The 22614-nt window shown below is 66.4% G+C and carries 18 protein-coding genes and 5 pseudogenes; 16 read left to right on the top strand and 7 right to left on the bottom strand.

The window, feature by feature from the left end:
- Window positions 1–248: 248 nt before the first annotated feature.
- Window positions 249–1505, top strand: a complete 1257-nt coding sequence (locus MCAG_RS14025) for an ATP-binding protein (RefSeq protein WP_036377136.1) — start codon at window positions 249–251, stop codon at window positions 1503–1505.
- Window positions 1506–1831: 326 nt separating this feature from the next.
- Here MCAG_RS14025 and MCAG_RS14020 read toward each other — a convergent pair whose 3' ends face one another.
- A complete protein-coding gene (locus MCAG_RS14020; RefSeq protein ID WP_007073638.1) occupies window positions 1832–2551 on the bottom strand; it encodes a hypothetical protein in 720 nt (239 codons plus the stop codon).
- A gap of 220 nt (window positions 2552–2771) precedes the next feature.
- Between MCAG_RS14020 and MCAG_RS14015 the strand changes: the two are divergent.
- Window positions 2772–3405: pseudogene (locus tag MCAG_RS14015) on the top strand (transposase family protein); the annotation flags it as partial.
- 918 nt (window positions 3406–4323) lie between these two features.
- On the opposite strand, the gene MCAG_RS14010 reads toward MCAG_RS14015, so the two are convergent.
- The gene (locus MCAG_RS14010) at window positions 4324–5295 is read right to left on the bottom strand and encodes a YafY family protein (protein ID WP_007073636.1); all 972 of its coding nucleotides are present in this window, start codon (window positions 5293–5295) and stop codon (window positions 4324–4326) included.
- An 80-nt stretch (window positions 5296–5375) separates the two neighbouring features.
- Between MCAG_RS14010 and MCAG_RS14005 the strand changes: the two genes are divergently transcribed.
- Window positions 5376–6110 carry an alpha/beta fold hydrolase gene (locus MCAG_RS14005; protein ID WP_007073635.1) on the top strand — a complete coding sequence of 245 codons (735 nt, stop codon included), beginning with the start codon at window positions 5376–5378 and terminating at the stop codon, window positions 6108–6110.
- Between the two features lie 52 nt (window positions 6111–6162).
- Window positions 6163–7221, top strand: coding sequence for a winged helix DNA-binding domain-containing protein (locus tag MCAG_RS14000; RefSeq protein WP_198141564.1), 1059 nt, complete (start codon window positions 6163–6165; stop codon window positions 7219–7221).
- Window positions 7222–7301: 80 nt separating this feature from the next.
- Here MCAG_RS14000 and MCAG_RS36250 read toward each other — a convergent pair.
- Together MCAG_RS36250 and MCAG_RS13985 are read right to left on the bottom strand one after the other, a co-directional pair.
- Window positions 7302–8566: pseudogene (locus MCAG_RS36250) on the bottom strand (IS256 family transposase).
- A gap of 253 nt (window positions 8567–8819) precedes the next feature.
- Window positions 8820–9023 carry a hypothetical protein gene (locus MCAG_RS13985; protein WP_036373380.1) on the bottom strand — a complete coding sequence of 68 codons (204 nt, stop codon included), beginning with the start codon at window positions 9021–9023 and terminating at the stop codon, window positions 8820–8822.
- Window positions 9024–9191: 168 nt separating this feature from the next.
- Here MCAG_RS13985 and MCAG_RS13980 point away from each other — a divergent pair, with 168 nt between their 5' ends.
- Window positions 9192–10490, top strand: coding sequence for a magnesium transporter MgtE N-terminal domain-containing protein (locus MCAG_RS13980; protein WP_198141563.1), 1299 nt, complete (start codon window positions 9192–9194; stop codon window positions 10488–10490).
- 192 nt (window positions 10491–10682) lie between these two features.
- On the opposite strand, the pseudogene MCAG_RS36245 reads toward MCAG_RS13980, so the two are convergent.
- From MCAG_RS36245 to MCAG_RS13970, 3 genes and pseudogenes are all read right to left on the bottom strand, one after another.
- Window positions 10683–10727 (bottom strand): annotated as a pseudogene (locus MCAG_RS36245) (hypothetical protein); the annotation flags it as partial.
- Window positions 10728–10738: 11 nt separating this feature from the next.
- Window positions 10739–11155, bottom strand: coding sequence for a hypothetical protein (locus MCAG_RS13975; protein WP_050777961.1), 417 nt, complete (start codon window positions 11153–11155; stop codon window positions 10739–10741).
- 174 nt (window positions 11156–11329) lie between these two features.
- Entirely contained in the window at window positions 11330–11965 is a 636-nt protein-coding gene (locus tag MCAG_RS13970) for a DUF4291 domain-containing protein (RefSeq protein ID WP_007073629.1), read from the bottom strand.
- 221 nt (window positions 11966–12186) lie between these two features.
- Between MCAG_RS13970 and MCAG_RS13965 the strand changes: the two genes are divergently transcribed.
- From MCAG_RS13965 to MCAG_RS13920, 11 genes and pseudogenes are all read left to right on the top strand, one after another.
- On the top strand, window positions 12187–12699 hold the full coding sequence (locus tag MCAG_RS13965) for an HAD domain-containing protein (protein WP_007073628.1): 513 nt from the start codon (window positions 12187–12189) through the stop codon (window positions 12697–12699).
- A 58-nt stretch (window positions 12700–12757) separates the two neighbouring features.
- Complete coding sequence (locus MCAG_RS34780) at window positions 12758–13111, top strand: helix-turn-helix domain-containing protein (RefSeq protein WP_007073627.1); 354 nt, start codon at window positions 12758–12760, stop codon at window positions 13109–13111.
- Window positions 13112–13385: 274 nt separating this feature from the next.
- Window positions 13386–15395 carry a hypothetical protein gene (locus MCAG_RS13960; RefSeq protein ID WP_007073626.1) on the top strand — a complete coding sequence of 670 codons (2010 nt, stop codon included), beginning with the start codon at window positions 13386–13388 and terminating at the stop codon, window positions 15393–15395.
- Between the two features lie 32 nt (window positions 15396–15427).
- Window positions 15428–15823: a hypothetical protein gene (locus MCAG_RS13955; protein ID WP_007073625.1), complete on the top strand. Its 396-nt coding sequence runs from the start codon at window positions 15428–15430 to the stop codon at window positions 15821–15823.
- A 1543-nt stretch (window positions 15824–17366) separates the two neighbouring features.
- A pseudogene (locus MCAG_RS34775) lies at window positions 17367–18031 on the top strand (IS1634 family transposase); the annotation flags it as partial.
- Window positions 18032–18254: 223 nt separating this feature from the next.
- Complete coding sequence (locus tag MCAG_RS35715) at window positions 18255–18380, top strand: hypothetical protein (protein ID WP_255348991.1); 126 nt, start codon at window positions 18255–18257, stop codon at window positions 18378–18380.
- 329 nt (window positions 18381–18709) lie between these two features.
- Window positions 18710–18931, top strand: a pseudogene (locus MCAG_RS36240) (protease inhibitor I42 family protein); the annotation flags it as partial.
- A gap of 29 nt (window positions 18932–18960) precedes the next feature.
- The gene (locus MCAG_RS30775; RefSeq protein WP_007073622.1) at window positions 18961–19896 is read left to right on the top strand and encodes a C1 family peptidase; all 936 of its coding nucleotides are present in this window, start codon (window positions 18961–18963) and stop codon (window positions 19894–19896) included.
- A 260-nt stretch (window positions 19897–20156) separates the two neighbouring features.
- A complete protein-coding gene (locus MCAG_RS30770; protein ID WP_083802276.1) occupies window positions 20157–21428 on the top strand; it encodes an IS630 family transposase in 1272 nt (423 codons plus the stop codon).
- Between the two features lie 50 nt (window positions 21429–21478).
- Complete coding sequence (locus MCAG_RS13925; protein WP_050777958.1) at window positions 21479–22033, top strand: hypothetical protein; 555 nt, start codon at window positions 21479–21481, stop codon at window positions 22031–22033.
- A 177-nt stretch (window positions 22034–22210) separates the two neighbouring features.
- A complete protein-coding gene (locus MCAG_RS13920) occupies window positions 22211–22540 on the top strand; it encodes a hypothetical protein (protein WP_007073619.1) in 330 nt (109 codons plus the stop codon).
- Window positions 22541–22614 lie beyond the last annotated feature (74 nt).

The following is a 22614-nucleotide window of genomic DNA, read 5'->3' as shown; positions in this document are numbered from 1 at the left end:
ACGGCGACGTCGGACCTTCGGGCAAGCGAACACACACAGCCATCCCCACTCCCGGCCCCGCGGGCACGGCAGCGCCAGCCTGCCGCCATCAGCCAACGCTGCATAACGATGGACCCCTTCCACGAACGCCTTCGAGGCCCCGCAGTTCGAACACCTAACGACCCGCATTTCGAACATGATCTTGCCGCAGATTGAACACAGCATTCCCCGCAGATCGAAACCGCCGCGGCTATCATGACGTCGTGCCGATACCGCATCTGATTCCGCGTCGGGCCGCCGCGCAGGTCGACGCCGCCCTGGCCGACACCCGCGTCGTGCTGATCAGCGGCGCACGCCAGGCAGGCAAGAGCACGCTGGTTCGCATCGTCGCCGGCGATCGTCTCGCCGAGCGCCGTGATCTCGACCGGGCGCAGGACCGGGCGGCGGCGCTCGCCGACCCGGTCGGGTTCGTGGACTCGCCCGAACTCCTGGCCATCGACGAGATCCAAGGCGCTCCGGAGCTGCTGCTGGCCATCAAGGCAGCCGTCGACGAGGATCCCCGCCCGGGCCGTTATCTGCTCACCGGCTCGTCTCGCCTGTTCGGCATGGTGGCTGCCCCGGACGCGTTGCCCGGCCGGATGGAGACCGTCGAGCTCTGGCCGTTGTCCCAAGGTGAACTCGACGGAGCGCCGGACGGATTCGTCGACGCCCTGTTCGCGCTCGGTCCGGATCTGCGACACGAGTCGGAGGTGACCCGCGCCGACTACGCGGCCAGGATCGTGCGCGGCGGCCTGCCCGAGGCCACCACCCGCACCGACCCGCGCCGCCGCCAACGGTTCCTCGACGCCTACGTCCAAGCGCTCATCGACCGCGATGTCCGGCAGCTGTCCGACATCCAGCACAAGGGTGAGCTACGCAAGCTGGTACGCCTCCTCGCGGCCAGATCCGCGACCATCATCGCCGCCAACTCTCTCGAATCCGCCCTCGGACTGAGCCGGCCGACGATCGCCCGCTACCTTCAAGCTCTGGAAGAGATCTTCCTGATCAAGCGGATTCCCGGCTGGTCCCGTAACCTGGGCACCCGCACCACCGCCGCCCCTAAACTGATCTTCGTCGACTCCGGCATCGCCGCGAACGAGATCGCGACCGACGCCCGGGCACTGCTCCGGCCCGGCGCACCGTTCGGGCCACTACTCGAATCATTTGTCCTCTCCGAGTTGTCCCGCCAGCTCACCTGGTCCGAACAGTTCGTCGACCTCTCCCATTACCGCGACCAGAGCAGGTACGAAGTCGACGCGGTGCTCGAAAACAGATCCGGCCACGTCGTCGGGATCGAAGTCAAAGCAGCCACCACCGTCGGACCCGACGACTTCCGCGGGCTACGTCGACTCGCCGACCGCCTCGGCGACGACTTCATCGCCGGCGTCGTCCTCTACACCGGCACCTCGACGCTGCCGTTCGGCGACAAACTTCGCGCCCTACCAGTCAGCGCCTTGTGGCAGGTTCCCGCCCCGCCAGCAGACTGACCTCGCCCCCTCCGCAGATCGCTCCCAGCCGGCGGGAGCACACCGGATGACCTGACGACCTGGTGCGCTGATCTTCGGCAAACGAGCACAGCAACGGGCGCGTGCGACCGCTAACGTGAAAACAGAACAGGAACCCGCAGGTCATCAGCCTATGGGTACATATAGAGAGCCGTCTTAGGAAACCGATGCTGTGCGCCCTGAGCGGCGTGGGTGCAGAGGCGGTTAGGGTTGCCCTCGGCGGACTAGCCGGTCCGCCGACGAGGTGTCTCACGTTCGCTACGTAGCCAGCGTGCAGGGCAGGGCTCAGCTGTGCTGGATCTGTTTCGTCAGCGGGCTGTATGCATGTCGGTTGTGCGGGCGCGGATCGCGATGGTGACGTGATTGCCTGCGAACGGGTCTGTGGTGCAGTGCAGTCCGAGGTTCGTTATCCGGCCGTCGCGTGTGTCCCACTCGCGGGCGGCATGGTCACGTCCGAGGATTGGGCCGAGTGAGTCGATCGTGGCCTTCCAGAGGTTGGGCCAGGCACGGCGGGGCCCGACCACGAACGCGAGTTGGAGGGCGATGCCGCCATCGGGAAGTGGTGGGGCGACGCTGATTTGGTCGTGGATCTGCCGCTTGTAGGCGGCGGTACTTGCCGATGCTGTGGTGCGCACCCGTAGCGAGTACACCCCGCCGGGGTCCGGGGCGGGCTGGGTCTGGCACACCGCGACTGAGGATGTCGTTGCGTGCTGCTTGGTCGCCCACACCGAGGCGAACTGCCGCAGGGTTCCCTTTGTCAGCTTCGGGACGAGCGGAAACAGGTAGTTGTCGAGATCGTTGAGCAAGAGCAGGGGCACCGTGTCCGACAACCCGACGTCCAAGCGCAGTGCGAGCGGATCCGGTGCGACAGTCACCGTCGGGGCGATGGCCGCCAGGACGTCGGCGGTGAACGCGGCGGAGCGCACCTGGCCGGGTTCCCCAGCCGTGTCCCAACTGGCCGGGGCAGGCGCAACGTTGAGGGTGCTGCCCACGAGTTCCGGCCGTGCATAGAAGACAGGCAGGGCCATAGACGAACTGTACCGCCGGGTCGGAGGGGAAACTTCCTCTCTCAGGCGGTCTTCCTCGCGCTCAGCTCGTGCCGGCGTTTGACAGCGTCGCCTGGCCGGTGGCTGCTACGTAAGGCGCATGGGATTGGTCTTGATGATCAGTACGAGCGGGATGCCGACCAGCACTTGCCGGCCTACGGACTGCGCGTCGCCCCCGACCAGGTTTCCGATCGTTAGGTCCCTCGACCTCGCCGACCGGGTGCCGCTGGTGGCCGCGTACTGGCGCACGAACCTGACCATGCGCCAGATCGGTCCGCTGTTCGGGGTGTCGCACTCCGCCGCCCACCGGGTCATCGACACCCTCAGCCCCCTGCTGGCTCTGGCCCCGGTCCGCCGACGTCGGGTCGAACAGATCGCGATCGTCGACGGCACCCTGATCCCGACCCGGGACCACCGACTGGCCGCGCCGAGCAAGAACTACCGCTACTCCACGAACCTGCAAATCGCCATCGACGCCCACACCCGCCTCGTCGTCGCCCTGTGTGACCCGCAGCCGGGCAACCGCAACGACACCATCGCCTACCGCAGCTCACAGGTCGACCAGAAGCTGGCCGGACGGCCGGTCATGGCCGACGACGCCTACCGCGGCAACCCCGAAGTGATCATCCCGTACCGCAAACCCACCGACGGCAGCGAACTACCCGACTGGAAGAAGGACCTGAACAGGCAACACCGCACCGTCCGGGCACAGGTCGAACACGCCCTGGCCCGCATGAAGACCTTCAAGATCCTGCGGGACTACCGGCGCCGCCACCACATTGGCCGACACCGCTTCCGGCATCGCCCACCTCCACGACATCATCCTGCTCGGGTGACACTGGCACCGTTGACCGGCAACGCCATCACCGAGTTACGAGAAATCCTTTCGGCCGTAGCCGACGGGCACTCCGGATAGCGGGGCGGGTGCGAGGAGGTTGACCGGCGCGGCGTGGAAGCGGTCATGCCGTTGAGGACGTCCGACAAACCAGCGGTCGTCTTGCCGACAAACCAGCGGTCGTCTTGTTGGACATGCCGAGTTTCTGGACAGGTTTGTTGGACGGGTCCGACCGGCTGTCGCCCCGGTTTTTGATCTTTTCCAGGAAACGATCGTTTCTCGGACATGACACCGATCCGAGTCGCGGCGCCGGACACGAGATGTCGACTTCCGTAGTCGTGTGCACTGAGCAGTGACTAACACCCGCAAATCCGAGCAGCCGTCGAGTCCCCGGCGTAGCAGGAATTCCCGATCGAACAGAAGAAACCGCCCCGTCGGGCGCTACTCGCACTGGCGCGTCCTCCGGACGGTTTGATGGTGGCCGACGGCGCGGTCCGTAGCGACGATTACCGCCCCGGCCCAACGGGTCCAATAGCAACCCGCGTAGGGCCGCATAGTCGAACGAGTCCTGGTAGAAGCCCCTTCCGCGGGCAGGCTGCGCCGGTGTCGCACGGCTCGTAGCTGCTGGAAGCCATCGACGCCGACCCGGATCACCTTGCCGCCTGCGCGGTGAGCTTATCGGCCCCTCGTCTGCGAGGGTTGTCTTGCTGGCGGTGTCCGGCGTCGATCGCCACCCGAAGCAGGTGCGTTGACCGCCGTGTCGCGACCAGCTCAACCAGCTCGTTTGTCAATCCGCCCGTGGGAGACGCCCTCGTGTGCCGTTGATCGGCGACTGCCTGCTCATCGCGCGATTCTGTCCGAGCTCCGGCACCTTCATGATCGAGCCAGGGCTCGGGCGTGAGCTGGTCGCGGCATCCCGCTACGACGGTTGTCCCGGTGCTCGCTCTGCGGCTGCTGTGAGCTGGTCGGCCAGGTTCTTCAGGGCCTGCCGTAGTTCGTCGGGTCGGTGGATGGTGAAGGGCCATTCCAGGGAGGCGAGCAGGTGGGCCATTCCGTCCAGGCGCTCTGCCCTTGCGTGCATCAAGACACCGGCGGTGTCTGCGGTGAGTGTCACGGCGGAGCGGGGCAGTCGGCGGGCGATGTCGTCCAGCGGGCCGTGGATGAGAACCTCGACGTCCCAGCGGTAGGGCACTTGAGCCAGTGCCGAGGTCAGGTGGGTGACGGGGTCGAAGTCGTCGGGGGCGGTGAAGGTCTGCGTGCGGGTCGTGACTGATGCGATGCGGTCGATGCGGAAGGTCCGTAGGCTGTCGTGCCGGTGGTCGCGGCCGACGGCGTACCAGCGGCCGCGATGGAAGACGACGCCGTAGGGATCGAGGTCACGTTCGGTCTGGTCCTGGTGCCAGGACAGGTAGCTGATGCCGACGGTGGTGCGGGCGCGCGACGCCTGGGCCAGGGCCAGCAGCACACTCGTCTCGGGTGCCTGTGCGGTCACCGCGTTCGTCGTGAAGGACAAGGTCTCTCGCATGGCGGCCAGCGGCTCCCGCAGGCTGTGCGGTAGGACGCGTTCGATCTTGGCCAGTGCGCCCGAATTCGCAGGGGTGGTCATGCTCATGCCCAGCCGCTCAGCGGCAAGCAGGCCCACGACGACGGCGAGGGCCTCGTCGTTGGTGAGCACCAAGGGTGGCATCCGGTAGCCGCGGGCCAGGCGGTAGCCGCCGTGGCGTCCTCGTTCGGCCTCTACCGGGATGCCAAGTTCGCGCAGGTGCGCGGCGTACCGGCGCACGGTGCGGACGTCGGTGCCGAGCCGATCGGCCAGCTCGGAGCCGGGAAGCCGCGTGTGCGACTGGAGGAGTTCCAGCAGGGTCAATACGCGGGTGAGGGGATGCGACATGGATCACTCGACATTTCAGGGCGGAACTTGTCCTGTATTGATCCTACGCTCGCGGCGGCACCTCACTTCAGGGAGATCACATGGCTACCTTCGTACTCGTTCCCGGCGCCTGGCTCGGCGCGTGGGCCTGGGAAGACACCGCGCAGGCTCTGCGTGAGCGCGGGCATACGGCGCTGCCGCTGACGCTGACCGGTCTCGGCGAGTACGCCGACCGGGGCACCCCGGAGACGGACCTGGAAACCCATATTGCGGACATCACTGACTTCATCGAGCGACGCGATCTGCGCGAAGTCACTTTGGTCGCCCACAGCTACGCAGCTGCTCCCGTCACCGGGGCCACCGGGCGCCTTGGCGATCGGCTGGAACGTGTGGTCTACGTGGACAGCGCCCCGTTCGCCGCTGGCATGTGCATGCTTGACCTCATGCCACCCGAGGCTGTCGACCAGCTGCGCCAGCAGGTAGCAGAGTTCGGCGACGGGTGGCGGCTGCCGATGCCGCCCTTTGACGTCCTGGGCCTGTCCAGCAGCCTCTACGGACTCGATGAGAACAAGCGGGGGCTTATGCGCGCAGGTGCCACCTCCCAGCCGTTCGGCACCTTCGAGCAGCGGCTCGCCGGCCCGGCCGAACCCAGCCCAGACGTCGACCGCGTCCTGGTCGCTTGCAACGACTTCAAGAACCTGCTGGATGCCGGGGTGCCGATGTTGGCGTTCCTCAACCAGCCGCCGTGGCGGCGTTTCGACCTGTCGACGGGGCATTGGCCTATGTTGTCGGCCCCAGCCGAACTCGCACACGTTCTCGGCTCGGCCGTCTCCTGAGGGCGCAGAGCAGCAGATGCATCCGATGCTTCACCAGGAGCGCGTCCGCCGGATGCGCGCCCGCGCGCAAGCACTGGCCGACGGCGTCCGGGAGGACTCCGCCGCGGCGATCGTGCGGCGGGTCTTCGCCATCCAAGCGCAGGACGCCACGGCAGCCGACCTCGGCATCCGCGCGCGCGGCCGCGACATCACGGCCAGCGCCATTCGCACCGCGTACGAGGACGAGAGAAGCATCGTCCGCAACTGGTTCATGCGCGGCACCCTACACACCATCCCCGGCGAGGACGCCCGCTGGGCGCTGCGCCTGCTCGGCCCGCATTTCCTCGCGGCGACGAGCCGCCGCTACCAGCAGCTCGGCCTGGACGACGACCTACGCCAGCGCGCCGACCACCTGATCCGACGCGTACTGGGCACGCACGGGCCGCTGACCCGAGCCGAGCTGTCCGAACACCTCACCGCCCTCGGCATTTCCCCTGACGGACAGGCGCCCTTCCACTTGATCCGCCACGCGGCACTCGCCGGCATCATCTGCCACGGCCCGCAGCGCGCCGCAGACGCCACCTACGTCCTGCTCGACGACTGGCTGCCCAGCACCGGAAGTCACCTCGAGCAGGGCGCCGCCCTCGCCGAGCTTGCCCGCCGTTACCTGATCGCCTTCGCGCCCGCAGGCGTCGAAGACTTCGCAGCCTGGTCAGGGCTTCCCATCACCTGGGCACGCAGCGCATGGAAGAAACTCGCGCAATCCGGCACGATCACCACGGACGCCGGATTGACCGCGCTCGCCCGACACGGCCACCAGCCCCTGGACACGCCCCGCACGCCCGACGTACGTCTGCTCCCGGCCTACGACAATTACCTGACCGGCTCCCGAACCCGCGAGGGCTCCGTCCCCGCGGCCCACCAAGCCCGGGTCTGGCCCGGAGGCGGAACCATCCGAGCTACCGTAGTCGCCGACGGCCTGGCCGTCGCCACCTGGACGCGCCGCTCCGGCGGACGCACGATCCAGGTGGAGCCGTTCCAGCCCTGGCCACCTCAGATCCAGACCGAAGTCGACACGGAAACCGCTGCCGTCGTGCGCTTCCTGCGCTCCACCGCACTCATCGAACCGTAGAGCGCAGGCCGGCCGGGCCGGTTATGTAGGTGGGGAGTGTGGCGTTTTCCGTGTTTGACCGCTGGGTGTGATCGAGGTGGTTAGATGGTGATCCGGTCGCTGTAGGCGAGGATCAGGGCGTTGAGGGCCTTGGCCCAACCGTAGACCCGGCCGGTGATGCTCCCGCCGCCCCGGCGTTTCTGCTGGACGACGAGGTAGAGGACCTTCATCGCGGCCTGCTCGGTGGGGAAGTGCCCGCGCCGGCGGGCGGCCTGCCGGAACCGGGCGTTCAGGCTTTCGATGATGTTGGTGGTGTAGAGGACCTTGCGGACCTCGTGGTCGTAGTCGAGGAAGGGCACGAACTGCGGCCACGAGGTGCGCCACAGCCGGATGACGGCCGGGTACTGGTCGCCGAACTCGGCGGCGAACGCCTCGAAACGAGCCTCCGCAGCGGCGACGGTCGGGGCGGTGTAGATCTCCCGCAACGCCGGGGTGATCTTCTCCCCGGTCCTTACGGTTGGTATACCGCAGACTGGCTCGGACGAGGTGGACGACGCACTGTTGGTGCACCGCCTGCGGCCAGACCTGCTCGATCGCGTCGGTCATGCCCTTGAGCCCGTCGGAGCAGACCATGAACACGTCCTCAATGCCACGGTTGCGGAGTTCGGTGAGGTAGCCGGCCCACTGCTTGGCGCCCTCGCCGCCGGTGCCGGCCCACATACCGAGCACGTCGCGTTCCCCGTCGAGGCTGATCCCGACCACGACGTAGACGGGCCGGTTCGCGACCTGTCCCTGGCGGATCTTCATCACGAGTGCGTCGATGAACACCACCGGGTAGACCCGGTCCAGGGGCCGTTGCCGCCAGGCTTCCATGTCGGCCAGGACGCTGTCGGTGACCCGGCTGATCAACTCCCGGGACACCTCGGCGTCGTACACATCCGCCAGATGCGCGGAGATCTCCCCGGTCGTCAACCCTTTGGCATACAGCGACGCCGATCGCCTCGTTGAACCCGTCCAGACGACGGGCGTGCTTCGGGACGATCCGCGGCGTGAACGACCCGGCCCGGTCCCGCGGGACCTGGATCCGCACCGGCCCGACCTCGGTCTGCACCGTCTTGGCCCCGTGGCCGTTACGGATGTTGGTCCGCCGGCCGGTTGCCTCATCGACGCCCGCGTCGTCGAGGTGGGCATCCAGTTCGGCGTCGAGGGCCGATTCGAGCACGGTGCGGGTGATCCCGGTGAGGAGCCCACCCGGCCCGACCAACGAGACTCCGTCGGCCTTGGCCCGCTCGACCAACTGCTGCGCGAACTCCACTTCCACCGCCGACGGCTGTGGAAGTGAAGCGGTGTTCTTCTTGTCTGCCATGACGTGGTCCTTCCCGGACAGGAACTACGTCCTGTCCAACAGACCACACCCAGGCCAAACACGGAAATCTACGCAGTCCCTGCCGGATCGACGCCGAGGCTCGCGACGTGGTGCACGAGATGAGGGCGGCCATCATGGTGATGCGTAGGTGGGGCGACGGCTCGGATTGAGACTGTTCCCGGACCCGGTCCCTGGCCGAGCGGCGAGATGCTCGGTCAGGGCCGGTCGTGACGGGGTTGTGGAATTGGCACCGCTACGGGCGTTGCTGGAGAAAGTGGCAGACGGCCAAGCCCAAACCCACCGTGGCGGCGAATGCGCCGGCACCGTAGAGGATCGCCGACGCGCCCCCGCGGCTGTCCACCCATGACAGTAGGCCTCCGGTCGCGCCCACCAGCAGCGCGAAAATGAGGATGAACAGAAACCAGATGAGCCGCAGGGCATCACGGAGATCACGCATAGGAGCCACCTCGTTCAGCTCGGGGCCGGTCGGCCTTGTCTAGACAGGGAACAACCGGCAACCCTGCGTCATCAACGGAGCGAACGATGATCGGACAAGGTCGGCCGTGCGGCCACAACCATGAGTGATCTTGGAACAAGTTGGGCCGTCGTCGTTCATAGTGGAGCGGTGGCAAGGAACGGCGCATCCAATTCAGAGATCGACCCTGATTTGATCAACAGTGTCGAGGATCTCGGCCGCCAGCTCAGTCTACTGCGGATACACGTGTTTCCCGTGGACAACCCGACGGTACGCGAGCTGTCCAAGCGGAGCGGCGTACCGCCGGCGACCATCTCGAACGCCGAGTCGGGCCGGCACCTGCCCTCGCTCGACGTCGTCCGGAACATCGTCACCGCCTGCGCGGTGCCCGCTGACGATGTTCCCCGCTGGCTGGCCGCCCGCCGCCGTGCCCATGCCAACCGGGACCGCCCCTCTCCCGCCGCCACCGCGCGGGAAACGGGCCCCATAGTCGCGACCGCCCAGGAGCGGCTGAAGCGGCTCTTCATGCAGATGCCGATCGAACTGGCCGCGCGGCGGATCAAGTCGATGCCGGTCCTCGACGCGGCGGAGCTGTTGGAGGCACTCCCTGCCGACCGGGCCGCCACCTTGCTATCCCGGATCGAGCCCGCGCCCGCCGCGCACCTCGTTGCTGCCCTCGACGTCCACGCCGCGGTCAAGCGGCTCGGCGCGATGGGGGTGGAGCGGGCGGTGTCCTTCCTGCGGATGATGGACTCGGACATCGCCACAACGCTGCTCCAGGCCATGGGTGCCAGTGCCGCGACGGCCTACCTTAGCCTCCTCGCTCCGGACCTAGCCGGCAGATCGTTGGCCCAAATGGACCCACCGGCGGCGGCGAAAATCCTCGAGCTGATGGACGACGTAGAGGCGCTGCGCTGCCTTGTCGCGATGGACCGACGGAGCTCGTTCGAGCGGGTCGCGCTCATGAACCGGGACGCCATGCGGCAGATGCTCGCCAGGCTCGCGTCCGAGTCGGTGTTCGAGTCGCAGGCACTGCAACTGGCGATGCTGTTCTCCTTCGCCGCGGACTTCGCCGACTTCATGCGGAGCCAGGGTGAGTCCGTCGACCTTTTGCTCGCGCCACCGGTACGCCCGGCGATCGAGATGAGCCCGGAGGCGGCGGGGCACTGGCTCGCGGACATGCAGCCCGAACAGGCCGCCGCCCGCCTCGCGACAGCGGCCCCGCCCACGGCGGCTCGCTGGCTGACTCATGTGCCACCCGGGCGGGCGGCCGGCCTGCTCAACCTGATGCCGTTCGACGCAGCAGTCACGCGGATCACGGAGACCGACCCTGCCGTCTCCGCCACGCAGCTCTCCGCGATGGCCTCGGCCGACAGCAAGCGCTACCTCGCCGCGCTGCCCGCGCCGGTCGCCCACGCGGTCCGGGCGCAGATGCCCAGGCCCTCCTGAGGTTCTCGGTTGGGGTCAACGGACAAGCAACCCGCTGGCTACGTCGGCACGCACGCGAAGACCGATCCCGTGGCCATCGCCCTCTGGCGTGACTTCATCTCCCGCCACCCGGCCCTCGCCAGTTGAACCGTCGGCGACTGCTGCGGAGGCAGCGGCACGCGCCAGCCCACGCCCACGGTGGCTCGGCTCGGTGAGTACGCACAGGTGGGCCACCTCCTCCGGCCGGCGTCGGTAGCCGGCCGCCGCGACTACATGGTTCCCACGGCGGACACGAACGCGTCGGAGGTGATGGCGGCCAACCCGCATTCGTCGGCGTCGTGCACCGGGACAGAGGCCAGGAGCGTGGCGAGATCGGCATGTCCTCGGGGTACCGCATCGACCGTGTCGAGTTCGGCCGGATGGAGGTCACACTCATTGAGGTAGGCCAGGCTCGCCGGGCCCAGTACCTCGGTGAACGGCAGGACAGCGCGCAGCCGGTCAGGGTCGGTCAGTACTTCGACGGGCAGACTGCGCAAACGCTTGCGCAAGATTCCGGCCCGACTGCCTGTCGGCACGGTGACGATGGCGGCTTCGCCCAACGCGACGATCCCGACCCAGCCCGGCGGACAGAGCCGCGATCTGGCCGAGGCGGCTACGTCGACGCCGCCGTCGGCGGGGAAGGCCATCGCTACGCCAGCCATCCCGAGCCAGGACTACCGAGCCCGAGCGAGCAGTGGATCATCGGCCATGAACGCATTCTCACGTCTGTCCCGGTTCTCGCCACCGAGTTCGAAGCTGTCAGGGGCGCGTCCTGTCCCGCCGCGACGGGGGCGGCTGGGCGGGTCGTCTCTGATGCACTGTCACTGCTGTCGTTCGGGGTCCTCGCTGGCAGTGACGTCCGGGCTGGCGTGGAGGCCGACGGCGATCCGATCCGGGAGTGGGTAGACGTACTCGACGGGCAGTTGAGCTGCCGCTGCCTGATCGTCGCCGCGGCGCAGCAGGTCCCGGGCTCGTTCAACGGTGGGGGTGATGTCTGTGACGGCGACGATCCAGTCGTCGACGTACCGGTCGACAGCCTCGCCGGACAGGCCGACCTGCAGCGACCGGTACGGCAGTGCGTTCAGGTGCAGGGACCGCTCTGGGTCCCACTGCACTCGGACGGGACTTGTCTTCAGCTGCCGCGACCAGGTCGCCTTGTCGCCGTGCACGTCTCGGTCGTAGTGGCTCAGGCAGGCTCGCGCCAGTGCCCACTCGAACCCATCCCGCGTGATGTCGATGGACAGCACGCGCTCCTGCCCTGGTTTGGTGGCCCAGCCGCAGCGGTACATCATCCACAGGAAGGACGGCTTGATCCACGTCATCCGGTCCCGCTTGAACGGGGCGACGAAACGGCCGGCCGACACCGCCGGCAGCGCGATCTGCGGCGGGTATGCCTGGTACACGGTGATGGTCGCGGCCGAGTAGCGAGCACGGATCTGACGTACGGGAACGGACACCCGCCGATCCTCAACGATCAGGACCGATTGTTCCACCCAGATTCCGTATCAACGCTATCGCGAAGGTTGGCGGGCCCGCGCCGGGTTCGCGCCGGCATTCCGCTGAGCTGCAAGCTCTGTCATCGCGCCGCGGCGGGACGGCCTGGCGGCCCAGGACGACGTGGGCCGGGGTTGGGGATCAGCAGTACGGTGCACCCGTGCTTGGTGGCGTCACGCGACCCTTGATCTTTGTGGATATCGACGGTGTGCTTCTGCCGTTGCGGGCTCGGCCAGCCGGCGCGAGCTCACCCGTGGTCCTCGGTGCGATGGCTGTTTCGGACGGCTCCGGCAATCCGCTGCTCGACCGGCTCGACCCGGCTGACGGTCCTCGGCTGGATGAGCTGCCGGGGGATCTGGTGTGGGCGAGTACGTGGATGGCGGAGGCGAACGAGGTGATCGCGCCTCGGCTCGGTCTTCCCGTGTTGCCGCTCGTCGACTGGCCGGATGTCGACGAGCATTCGCCGGGCGGTGTGCATTGGAAGACTGGGCCGCTGATGCGGCACGCCGCCGGTCGTCCGTTCGTCTGGCTCAACGACGAGATCACCGACGCCGACCGCCGGTGGGCCGCCGCGCACCACCGGCACCCCGCGTTGCTGCACCGCGTCGATCCACATCGCGGGTTGACGGGCGCTGATCTCGACGCCGTTCATCAGTGGCTTGCGCGGCGGTACGGAGTCCGCAGATACAGATCTTGAATGGCCAGGTTCGTCCGATGGTCTTTGTGATGGTCTTGAGCTGGGGTAGATCGATGGGATGAGGTATCCCGATGGAGGTGGGTTGTCCGCGCGGGGGCGGGCGAAGCGTGAGGCGGTACGACGACAGGCTGCCGGTTGGTTCGGCCAGGGTGTGTCGGTGCCGGAGGTCGCCCGCCGGTTGCGGGTGTCGCTGACCGCGGTGTACGGGTGGCGTAAGCGGTGGCGGGCCGGTGGTGAGGACGCCCTCGCTTCGAAGGGGCCTGGCGGGCCCCGGTGTCGTCTAAATGAGGCTCGGCTGCGGCGCCTGGCCACCGCTTTGGAGGAGGATCCGGCGGCGCACGGTTTCGGTGTCGATCAACGTCCGAGCGCGAGGACACCGGTCTCCTCGCAGTGTCGGCGGTGTTGTTGGTGACGAGGAAAATCGTCATGCGGAGCATGCCCCGACCACCCAGGCCTGCCGGTGCCCGGGAAGGCAACCACGGCGTGAGCCGGGATCTGCTCAACGGCGCCACCGGCCAGCTGGCGGAACTGCTGACCGCCGGCTCGGCACCCCACCGCCGTATGCGAATCCGGTCGACTGACCGCCGGCCACCGGCGCCCGTCCGTGACCGTGCGGACAGCCGGAAATGCGTTTCTCCGATTGCAGGCACTTCGTAGGATCTCCGGTGATCGAGGAGGATGACGCAGTGGGCGATTTCCAGCAGTTCGTGACGGATGTGACTATACGTCTGTCCACGATGTCCAAGGGCGAGTTGTACGTCGTCGGCGACGGTCTCGACCGGGACTCACTCTGGCTCACCTTTCTCGATTCCTTCCCCGCCGGCACCAATCTCCGGTTCCGCGAGCGGTCCGAGTACGACTGCTCGACCTGCCGTGGGTTCATCAAGAACCTCGGTAACATCGTCGAGATCCACAACGGACAGGTCCGCTCTGTCTGGTCCGGGGTGTCTGCATCCGACCCGGTCTTCTCCGTCGTCGCCGCCGCAATGGACGAATTCGTCAGCACGCTGCCGTTGTCCACCATTTTCCGGTCCACCGAGGAGCAGTACGGGACAAGGACGACTCGGACGCTGCGCGACGGCCAGGTCGAGGTGTGGCACCACCTGCACGGCCGGGTGGAGAAGCGGCATCGCATCAAGGACGTCGGCGCGGCACGGGGTGCCTTCGACGCCGCGGTGCAGGTGTTCCAGCGTGGCCTGGCCGAGCTGACCCAGCACGCTCTGGACACCGTCGTCGACCTCATCGATGACAACGCCCTCTACCGCGGCACGGAGCATCGTCGGGCGGTGACCGAGTTCCGGTCACTGCAGAACCGGTGGACGAAGGCGACCGACGGACAGGCCTTCATTTTCGCCAACGCCATGAACCCGGCGGCCCGCTTCCGCAACACGGTGATCGGCACCCTCGTCCAGGATCTCTCCGCGGGCGTCGACCTGGAGCAGGCGGTCCGGTCGTTCGAGACGAAGGTGGCACCGCAGAATTACCAGCGCCCGACGGCGTTGATCACCCCGGCCATGGTCAAGGCTGCCATGAAGACCATCGACGAGTTGGGCATCGAGGAGTCGTTGCAGCGACGGTTCGCCCGGCTGTCCGATGTGTCGGTCACCAACGTGCTATGGGTCGACAACGACACACAGTCGCGGATGAAGGACGGCATCGAAGGGCTGCTCATGCAGGCGGCCACCATGAGGTCGGCAGGTGCGCGCCTTCGTGACGCGAAGCCGGAGGAGATTCCCGTGGTCACCTTCATGAAAGACATCCTGCCCGGTGCCGCGGCCATCGACCTGTGGGTGGCCAACAGCCACGAACCGCACTTCGTCAGTCTCACCACCGGCCGGCACCCGGCCGCCCCGCGGCTGTTCACCTGGGACAACGATTTCGGCTGGTCCTACAACGGCAACGTCACCGACTCGATCAAGGAGAAGGTCAAGCGGGCCGGCGGCAACGTCACCGGCAAGCTGCGGGTGAGCCTGTCCTGGTTCAACCACGACGACCTCGACCTGCACGTGTTCGAACCCAACGGCGACCACATCTGGTACAAGGACAAGCGCAACAAGCTGGATGTCGACATGAACGCGGGCGGGACGTTCTCGCGCGAGCCGGTGGAGAACGTCACCTGGACCGACAACGTCCCCGACGGCGAGTACCGAATCGAGGTGAACCAGTTCAACAAGCGGGAGAGCACCGAGGTCGGCTTCGTGATCGAGACCGAGAGCAACGGGAAAATCGAGCATTACAGCCACGAGCGGGCGGTCGGCCACAAGGAGACCGTCGAGGTGGGCCGGATGACGGTCGCCGACGAGGTGATCACCGCTTTCCGGCCGGGTGAGGACATGCAGCCGGGCAGCGCAGGCAAGAACCTCTGGGGAATCACTACCGAACAGTTCGTGCCGGTGTCCACCATCATGTTCTCGCCAAACTACTTCGACGACGGCGAGGTCGGCAACCGCCACTACTTCTTCATCCTGAAAGGGTGCGTGAACGACCAGCCGACCCGGGGAATCTACAACGAGTTCCTCCGCGGCGACCTGCAACCGCACCGCAAGGTGTTCGAGGTCCTCGGCGATCGCACCAAGTGCGAGCCGTCCCCGGATCAGCTGTCCGGCCTCGGCTTCAGCTCCACGGTCCGCAGCTCTGTGGTCGCCAAGGTGACCATGACCGGCGGCCGGCGCCACCTCATCAGTATCCAGTTCTGATTTCCTACCCAGAAAATTGGAGAGAGGCCATCGTGACCATTTTTGAAAAGGCCACGCGGGAGAAATTCCGCTACCCGTCGGCCAAGGGACTGCTGACCACGGAACAGCTGTGGGAGCTTCCGCTGACCGCCAGGTCCGGCTTCAGCCTCGATGACGTGGCCAAGGCGGTCAACGCCGAACTCAAGGCCATCGACACCGAGTCGTTCGTGGCCACCGAGACCAATCCGGCCAAGGCGACCTTGGAGACCAAGTTGGAGGTCGTCAAGCACGTCATCGCTATCCGCCTCGCGGAGGACCAGGCGGCGAAGGCAGCGGCAGCCAAGAAACTGGAGAAGGAAAAGCTGCTGGCAGTCCTGGGCCGCAAGCAGGACGCGGTCCTGGAAAACCTGACCGAGGCAGAGCTGCTGGCCCGAATCAACAACCTGTAGCCCGCCTACAATCAGCGTCTGCCAGCAGGCCCCCACATCGCCGAGAAGTACGGTCGCCATGCAAGACTTGCGCGACCAGGCCGGCGGCCACGGCCACTTCTCGGCGAACTCACATCGGTACGACAGCGCCCGACTCGGCGCCACCACCATCTGCGCCCCCGACGACGATGGCGGCGCTTCCACCAGCAGTTCGGCCTCAACCGCGACGAATACGATGCCTACCTCGACTGCGCCCCGAACGCGCATCTCCTGCACCTGACAACCGTCAACCGCCTCAACGAGCCGCTACCGCTACATCACCTACGCGAGCAGGCCCCTTCCGTCCTCCGCAGAGCTTCCGCTACATCGCGGCGGGTGACCCCGCTGGCCTGCAGGGTCTCGTCAACGCCCTCACCCCAGAACGGATCCTCACCGCCAACAACGCCAGCCGACGCCGTCGCTGGCGCAGCCGACAAGACCATGCCCAGGCATCACGGTCACCTGAGCCCGACCCATCTCCGTCACCATCGTCAACTCAGTTCCGACATACACACCCGGCGGGGAGCGGCGGGCACCGAATCCAGAGCCGGAGCGCGACCCAGGTCCCGGATCGAACAGCGACCAGCGCCTGACAGCCGAGAGCCGCGACAACGTTGTCCCACATGCCGCGCCGCCGGTGAACGAGCGGGCCGGCGCGGAAGACAACGGAGGCGTCGCTGCCGACCGCCGAGGACCCAGAGATTCCCAGCGGCACCGCAGAGGCAGTGGCCTACTGGTCACGCAGAGAACCGAACATGGACCCTGAACTGCTCGCCGAGAAATAGGCAGGTCCCTACGGTCGGTCTACCGATACCTACCAGCCGACTACCCCCGAGGGCCGGGAATCGCCAGGGCGCAGACACAACGACAGACCGGTCCTGCCCGATGTGCGATGCGCACCGAGTGACACCAACAGGCGCACCTGTCGGGCACTGGGTCAGACAGAGCGCAGCTGGGGCCCGACTTCCGGTCATGCCGAAGATAGTGCAACTGCCTATAAAGCACTACACGTGCCTATTTCTGCTGTGGCTCCGAAGGGGTCGGCGCTTCCTCGCTTCCGGCGGTCGGCAGCCGCCTGACCAACCACGCCGGGCACGGTCAGGGCGAGCAGGTGTTGAGCATGCGTTGCAGCGCGGACTTCTCCGACGACTGCAGCGTCAGGCCCCAGCTGTGCTTCACGGTGGATCCACATTTTGCTGTAGGTACACCGGTCCGCCGACCGCCCGCGGCTGTCACGTCGACGGCTCCTGGTCGCCCTTGGCCTGGTGACGTTGTCGGTGACCGCGATCAGCAGCGGTCGGGTCAGGCCGTTGGCGAAACTCTGCCGCCGGCTGGTCGTCCACACGAACTCGCGCCGGACCGCCTGCACCGTGCCACACTCGTTCAGTGGCCTTGGGCTGGTGTTTTTGAAGACCGCGTCAGGCTGCTGCCAGCGTTCGGTGTAGCAGTTTGCCTGCGGTGTCCATGGGCGGGGCTTGACCATTGTGATGCCTTTGGCAGCGATGACCTCGTCGAACGCAACGCCGGCGTCCGCGTCCCCGACGTGCCCTACGTCGTCACCGCGTGGCGCGACGCGCACCCCGACACGGAGGTCCCCGACGGGCACGTGTTCGTCCAGCCCTGACCGGCCGGGCCGAGCGACAAACGCCAGGATCACACGATCTTCTATCAGTACCGCGTCGACCGGGCACGGCGCACTCTACGGGGGATCGACACCCAGGTCGGCAAGGCCGAGAACGCCGTCGCCGGTCAAGCGCAACCGGTACGTGCGCCTGACCGGCGCGACCAAGAGCGTCAACCAAATCCTGGAGACCAAGAACCGTGCCCTGGCCGGCATCAAGGGCTACGTCACCAACCCGGCGACCCGACCCCGGACAGGTGATCGGCGCCTACAGCCGGCTCCTGCAGGTCGAGAAGTCCTTCCGGATGTCCAAGACCGACCTGGCCGCCCGACCGATCTACCACCACACCCGCGAATCGATCAAAGCGCACCTGACCATCGTGTTCGCCGCCCTGGCCGTGTCCCGATGGATCGAGAACACCACCGGCTGGAGCATCAAGCGCTTCGTCACCACCGCCCGCCGCTACCGCACCATCCAGATCCAAGCCGGTGACCACACCATCACCGCCGCCGACCCCATACCCGCTGAACTACAGACAGCACTGGACTCGATCCACGGCACGCACTAAATGAGCCAAGTCGTGCCAGATCCGACGCCGCCGCCTCGACCAACCAAAATGCTTCACCACCGAAACCGTCTACACCGACCTGCTCGTTCACCAAGCCAGACCCGCCCAGCTCGCCACCTGGATCCGCGGTCACTGGTCCATCGAGAACAAGGTCCACTGGGTTCGCGACGTCACCTACGACGAAGACCGATCCCAGATCCACACCGGCACCGGACCCCAGGTCATGGCAGCCCTGCGCAACGCCGCCATCGGCGCCCTACGCCTGAACGGCGTCACCAACATCGCCGCCGCCAACCGCCACCACGCCCGCGACAGCAACCGACCACTGTCCCTACTCGGCATCACCTGAGGACTTTGCCGGGGCCCTGGGTCGACTGCTGTCTTGCCGGGAGCCTCGTCTTATGTCGACATCAGATCCTCGTCGCCCATCGTGACCAGGCGCATCACGACGAAAAAGCCTCACTGCAGAAGAGCCCGCCCCAGTTTGACGTCTCGGCACGACGAAGGCGAAAACCTGGTAGCTTCCAGCCTGGGAAGTGGTACAACGCGCACACGGAAAGAGTCATATCGACGATGCCGCGCATTAATGGCTAACTATGTCATCGAGCACAACGCCGCAGAAGCCGAGCTTGAAATCAGCCCCGGCGAAACCGTGCTCGTCATCCTAAAGAGAATGCCACCACGGGTTTCAAATGGGCTGTCGCGGTAGTCGACGGCCCAGTGGGAACTGTCAGCTCGGAGTACTCTCCGAGCACTTCGGGAAGACCTGGTGCCGGAGGTAGTCGCGAAGTCTGCCTTCGCACAACAATCTCAGGAGCCGCTCATGTTCGGCTCGAACTCGCACGCAGTTGGAGCGGTGAGATTGCCGAAACCATGCAGATCACTCTGCGGGTAAGTTGAACGCCAGAACCTATGGAGAGTGAGGAATCATGCCCACTGACAATGAGTTTTTTGAGCAACTGCAAGCCCGTCTCGCCGCCGATCCGACAGTGAGCTGGACTGCCGAGGAGACATCTATCTCGCGGCTGACCGAAGAGGAGCGCAGGAAGCGTCTAGGTTACGTCCCCGGGCCCCAAGACTTGTCCCTCGAAGAGAGGGAACGACGCTCGGAGGAGCATCGGGGCCTAGTCCGATCAGCCGCCGCTGGGGAATGGAACTGGACAAACGTGGATGGCAGTGCTCGGTCATTCATAGACCCGGTCAGGGACCAAAAGAGCTGCGGCTCGTGCGTCGCGTTCGGGGTCACGGCGACGATAGAAGGGGCAGCTCGGATCGCTGAGGACATCCCTTACAGCGATCCTAATGGGAACGCCCTTCCCCAGCTTTCTCCGGCACAACTGTTCTACTGCGGAGGATCAATGGGATGCCAGCATGGTTGGTATCCCGATGCGGCCTTTGATTATGCGGAGAACACTGGTGTGGTGCCCGAGTGGTGCTTTCCCTACACTCCAGGTAATCAGCCCTGCAATCTCTGCGATGACTGGCGGAACCAGCTCACCATTATCAGCGGCTACTCCTGGACAGGTGATCCTGTAATAATGAAGGATTGGCTAACAACCACCCCTCTGACCACGTGCTTCACCGTCTACGATGACTTCCATTACTACGCCGGCGGCGTCTACCGCCACACCTCGGGCGGTCGGGCAGGTGGCCACTGCGTCTGCGTCGTCGGCTACAGCGACAACGAACAAGCCTGGCTGTGCAAAAACCAATGGAACACCGGGTGGGGTCAAATACCCAGGTTCGAGAATGAGGAAGTTCAGCCACATCTTGAGCGAGGCTACTTCAAAATCGCCTATGGTGAATGCGGCATCGACGCGATGATGTGGAAGGTTGATGGGTTCAACAGCATCTATACTCAATAGTAGCCTCGGCGCTCCAGTAAGGGCCGGCTCGCATCGTGGATCCTCAAAGAGGAAGTGCCTTCTGAAGGGCTTCATGCGGGCTCGTTGGTCCGGCTGCCAAGAGTGATCTGAGAGAACCGAAGGGCCGCGAGTAGGTGCCAGGACCCGCCGGGCGCAAGCTGGCCAGCATTAGGCCTACTCGCCGTATAGCACCGCTAGTGTCGCTTAATTGAGATCTTTTACGTGGCTTGGTGTTACTTCGTAGTGGTTCACTTCAGGGCGTGGCGTTGACGCGGCAGCTGCGGGCCGAACTGTCCAGCCTGGTCGGTGACCGGCGGGTCGACGCGGTGGTGGCGGGGCAGGCGCGGATGGTGTTGTGGCGCGATGAGGGCCACAGTGCGGAGGAGGTCGCGGTCCTGGACGCCGCCACCGGGCAGGTCACCGCCCGCTGCTTCCCGAAACGACGCGGGCAGGAGTTCCTGGCCTTCATGAAGCAGGTCTCCACCGCGTATCCCAACCGTGAGCTACACGTCGTGGTGGACAACCTGTCCACCCACACCACCGACGAGGTGAAGGCCTGGCTCGCCCAGCATCCCCGGATCGTCTTCCACTTCACCCCCATCGGCTCGTCGTGGTTGAACATGGTCGAGATCTGGTTCGGCATCATCACCCGACAAGCGATCCGACGCGGCATCTTCACCTCCGTCACCCGCCTGACCAGGGCAATCAACGACTACGTCACCGCCTGGAACACCAACGCGAAACCATTCGTCTGGCCCGCGACCCCCGGCGAGATCCTGGCAAGGTCCGCTGGGTCCACACCCAGGTCCGCAAACTCCTCACCAACAACGAGTGAAAGATCTCAATTACGGGACACTAGGCGATCGCTTCGCCCCGCACGGTGCCGGCCACGGTTTCGCCGGACCCGCTACAACAAGCCGAGAAGTAACCTAGAGTTATCTAGGCATTACCCATCGTGTGGGTTGCCGACACCGCCCGCGACGACCATCGAGTCCGCATCGGCAAGGAGTGGGAACATGGCGACAACCGTCCAGGAAGCGGTCCAGGACACCCGCCAACTCGCCTTCCTCATGCAGTACCAGCAGCAGACCAACTGGTGCTGGAGCGCGACCGCCACCAGCGTCTCGCTCTTCTACAACCCCACCAGCGGCTGGTACCAGTGTTATCTGGCGAACGCCGAACTCGGCCAGTCGACCTGCTGCTCCGACGGATCGGCCCCGCGATGCAACCAGCCCTGGTACCTCGACCGCGCGCTGAACCGGGTCGGCAACCTCGACCACTGGCAGGTTGGCGCGCTGACCATGACCGCGATCCGCTCCGAGATCGACGCCGGCCGGCCGGTGGGCGCGCGCATCGCCTGGAGCGGCGGCGGTGCCCACTTCGTCGTGATCAGCGGCTACCTGGACTACGGCACGATCTACCTGGCTATCCAGGACCCGTGGTACGGGCCGTCCTTTCCTAGCTACGACACTTTCCGTACTGCGTACCAGGGCACCGGAACCTGGACGCACACCTACTTCACCCGGGACTGACCATGGGAATCCAGTTCGCCACCCCACCGTCGGAAACTGAAACGACCGCGATGACTGGGCTGCGGGAGATCGCCCGCTCCGCCCAGTTCGCAACGGCGGGCGGGGTCGCCCTGATGACCGCACCGGCGGACACCGCCGTGCTGTCGGCACCGCACCCGGTCCACCACGTGGGGCTGGACGCCGTCGCCGCCCGCCGGCCGCTCACCGAGGCCCCGACCACCGGTTGGCGCTTTCTGGTCGCCACCGAGTCGACCGCCGTGGCCAGCAGTGAGGTCGCCACCGACGCAAACGGCCAGCCGGAACGATTCGAGCAGGTCAGCGAGGGGCCGTACGTGCAGTCGACCGCCTGGACCCTCCGCGACCTCGCCGGGGCACCGGAGGTACAGACCGACACCTACGAGCCGCACCTGCTGAAGATCCCAGGGATCTACGTTGTCGCGCTCTGGCTACGGCAGCTCGACGGCGACGGTAACCTGTTCGTCCCGCTCGCGCCCGCCCCCGACTTCCTGGAGGCCGGCCGTGTCTACCGCGAGGACGACCTGCTCGACCGGCTGGCCGAGCCGGCGCGCCAGCGCCTCGAGTTCGACGACACGCCCCAGTCCTGATGCCCCGGACCCGGACGACGGCACGCGGCTCGATGTGTCCCAGCCGCCGACGGTGGAGATGGCCGCCCCGCTGACCCCGACCGGCTTCGAGGCGCACACCCAGATCAGCGGTGACCGTCCCGCCCACGAGTTGATCGCGGAACTGAACCGCATGCTGCCGCCGGACGTGCACGCGCGGTGGCGAAGGCCGCCAACCAGGCACAGTGCGCCGTGTGGGGGGACGCCTACCCGAGCGCACACCTACTCCCCGCCGCTGGCGACGATGAGCTACCGCTGTGCCCGGTCTTCGCGTTCGATGGTGACGTGCACGTCACTGCCGGGCACGTCACCGCCTACCTGACTTACCAGATCGACCAGTTGGCCGCGACCGACCTCGCGATGCCGGCTGGCTGGGCCGGACCAGTGGCGCTGCTGGGGTGTACGGCGCCAACCGGGTTCGACGACCGGCTGACAAAACTGTGGAGGCAGGCCGGCACGTTCCTACTGCCTGCGGACTACTGGTCGTAGCCGGAACAGCTCTGGGTATGGCTGCCACCCGGTGACCGGCCCGCTCCATTGGCCAGATTCGGGCCCGGCGCCCG

The sequence above is a fragment of the Micromonospora sp. ATCC 39149 genome (assembly GCF_000158815.1).
In the GTDB taxonomy this organism is placed as follows: domain Bacteria; phylum Actinomycetota; class Actinomycetes; order Mycobacteriales; family Micromonosporaceae; genus Micromonospora.
The sequence above is the reverse complement of the archived record's forward strand: the minus strand, read 5'-3'. Positions and strand labels throughout refer to the sequence as shown.

Excerpts from the sequence above, each read along its gene's own strand:
- MCAG_RS14000 (WP_198141564.1), top strand. The coding sequence starts at position 6,163 with ATGCGCGCCCGCGCGCAAGCACTGGCCGACGGCGTCCGGGAGGACTCC.
- MCAG_RS14010 (WP_007073636.1), bottom strand. The coding sequence starts at position 5,295 with ATGTCGCATCCCCTCACCCGCGTATTGACCCTGCTGGAACTCCTCCAG.
- MCAG_RS13975 (WP_050777961.1), bottom strand. The coding sequence starts at position 11,155 with ATGGCCTTCCCCGCCGACGGCGGCGTCGACGTAGCCGCCTCGGCCAGA.
- MCAG_RS34780 (WP_007073627.1), top strand. The coding sequence starts at position 12,758 with ATGAGGTATCCCGATGGAGGTGGGTTGTCCGCGCGGGGGCGGGCGAAG.
- MCAG_RS14020 (WP_007073638.1), bottom strand. The coding sequence starts at position 2,551 with ATGGCCCTGCCTGTCTTCTATGCACGGCCGGAACTCGTGGGCAGCACC.
- MCAG_RS30775 (WP_007073622.1), top strand. The coding sequence starts at position 18,961 with ATGCCCACTGACAATGAGTTTTTTGAGCAACTGCAAGCCCGTCTCGCC.
- MCAG_RS14005 (WP_007073635.1), top strand. The coding sequence starts at position 5,376 with ATGGCTACCTTCGTACTCGTTCCCGGCGCCTGGCTCGGCGCGTGGGCC.
- MCAG_RS13985 (WP_036373380.1), bottom strand. The coding sequence starts at position 9,023 with ATGCGTGATCTCCGTGATGCCCTGCGGCTCATCTGGTTTCTGTTCATC.
- MCAG_RS35715 (WP_255348991.1), top strand. The coding sequence starts at position 18,255 with ATGGCAGCCCTGCGCAACGCCGCCATCGGCGCCCTACGCCTGAACGGC.
- MCAG_RS13925 (WP_050777958.1), top strand. The coding sequence starts at position 21,479 with ATGACTGGGCTGCGGGAGATCGCCCGCTCCGCCCAGTTCGCAACGGCG.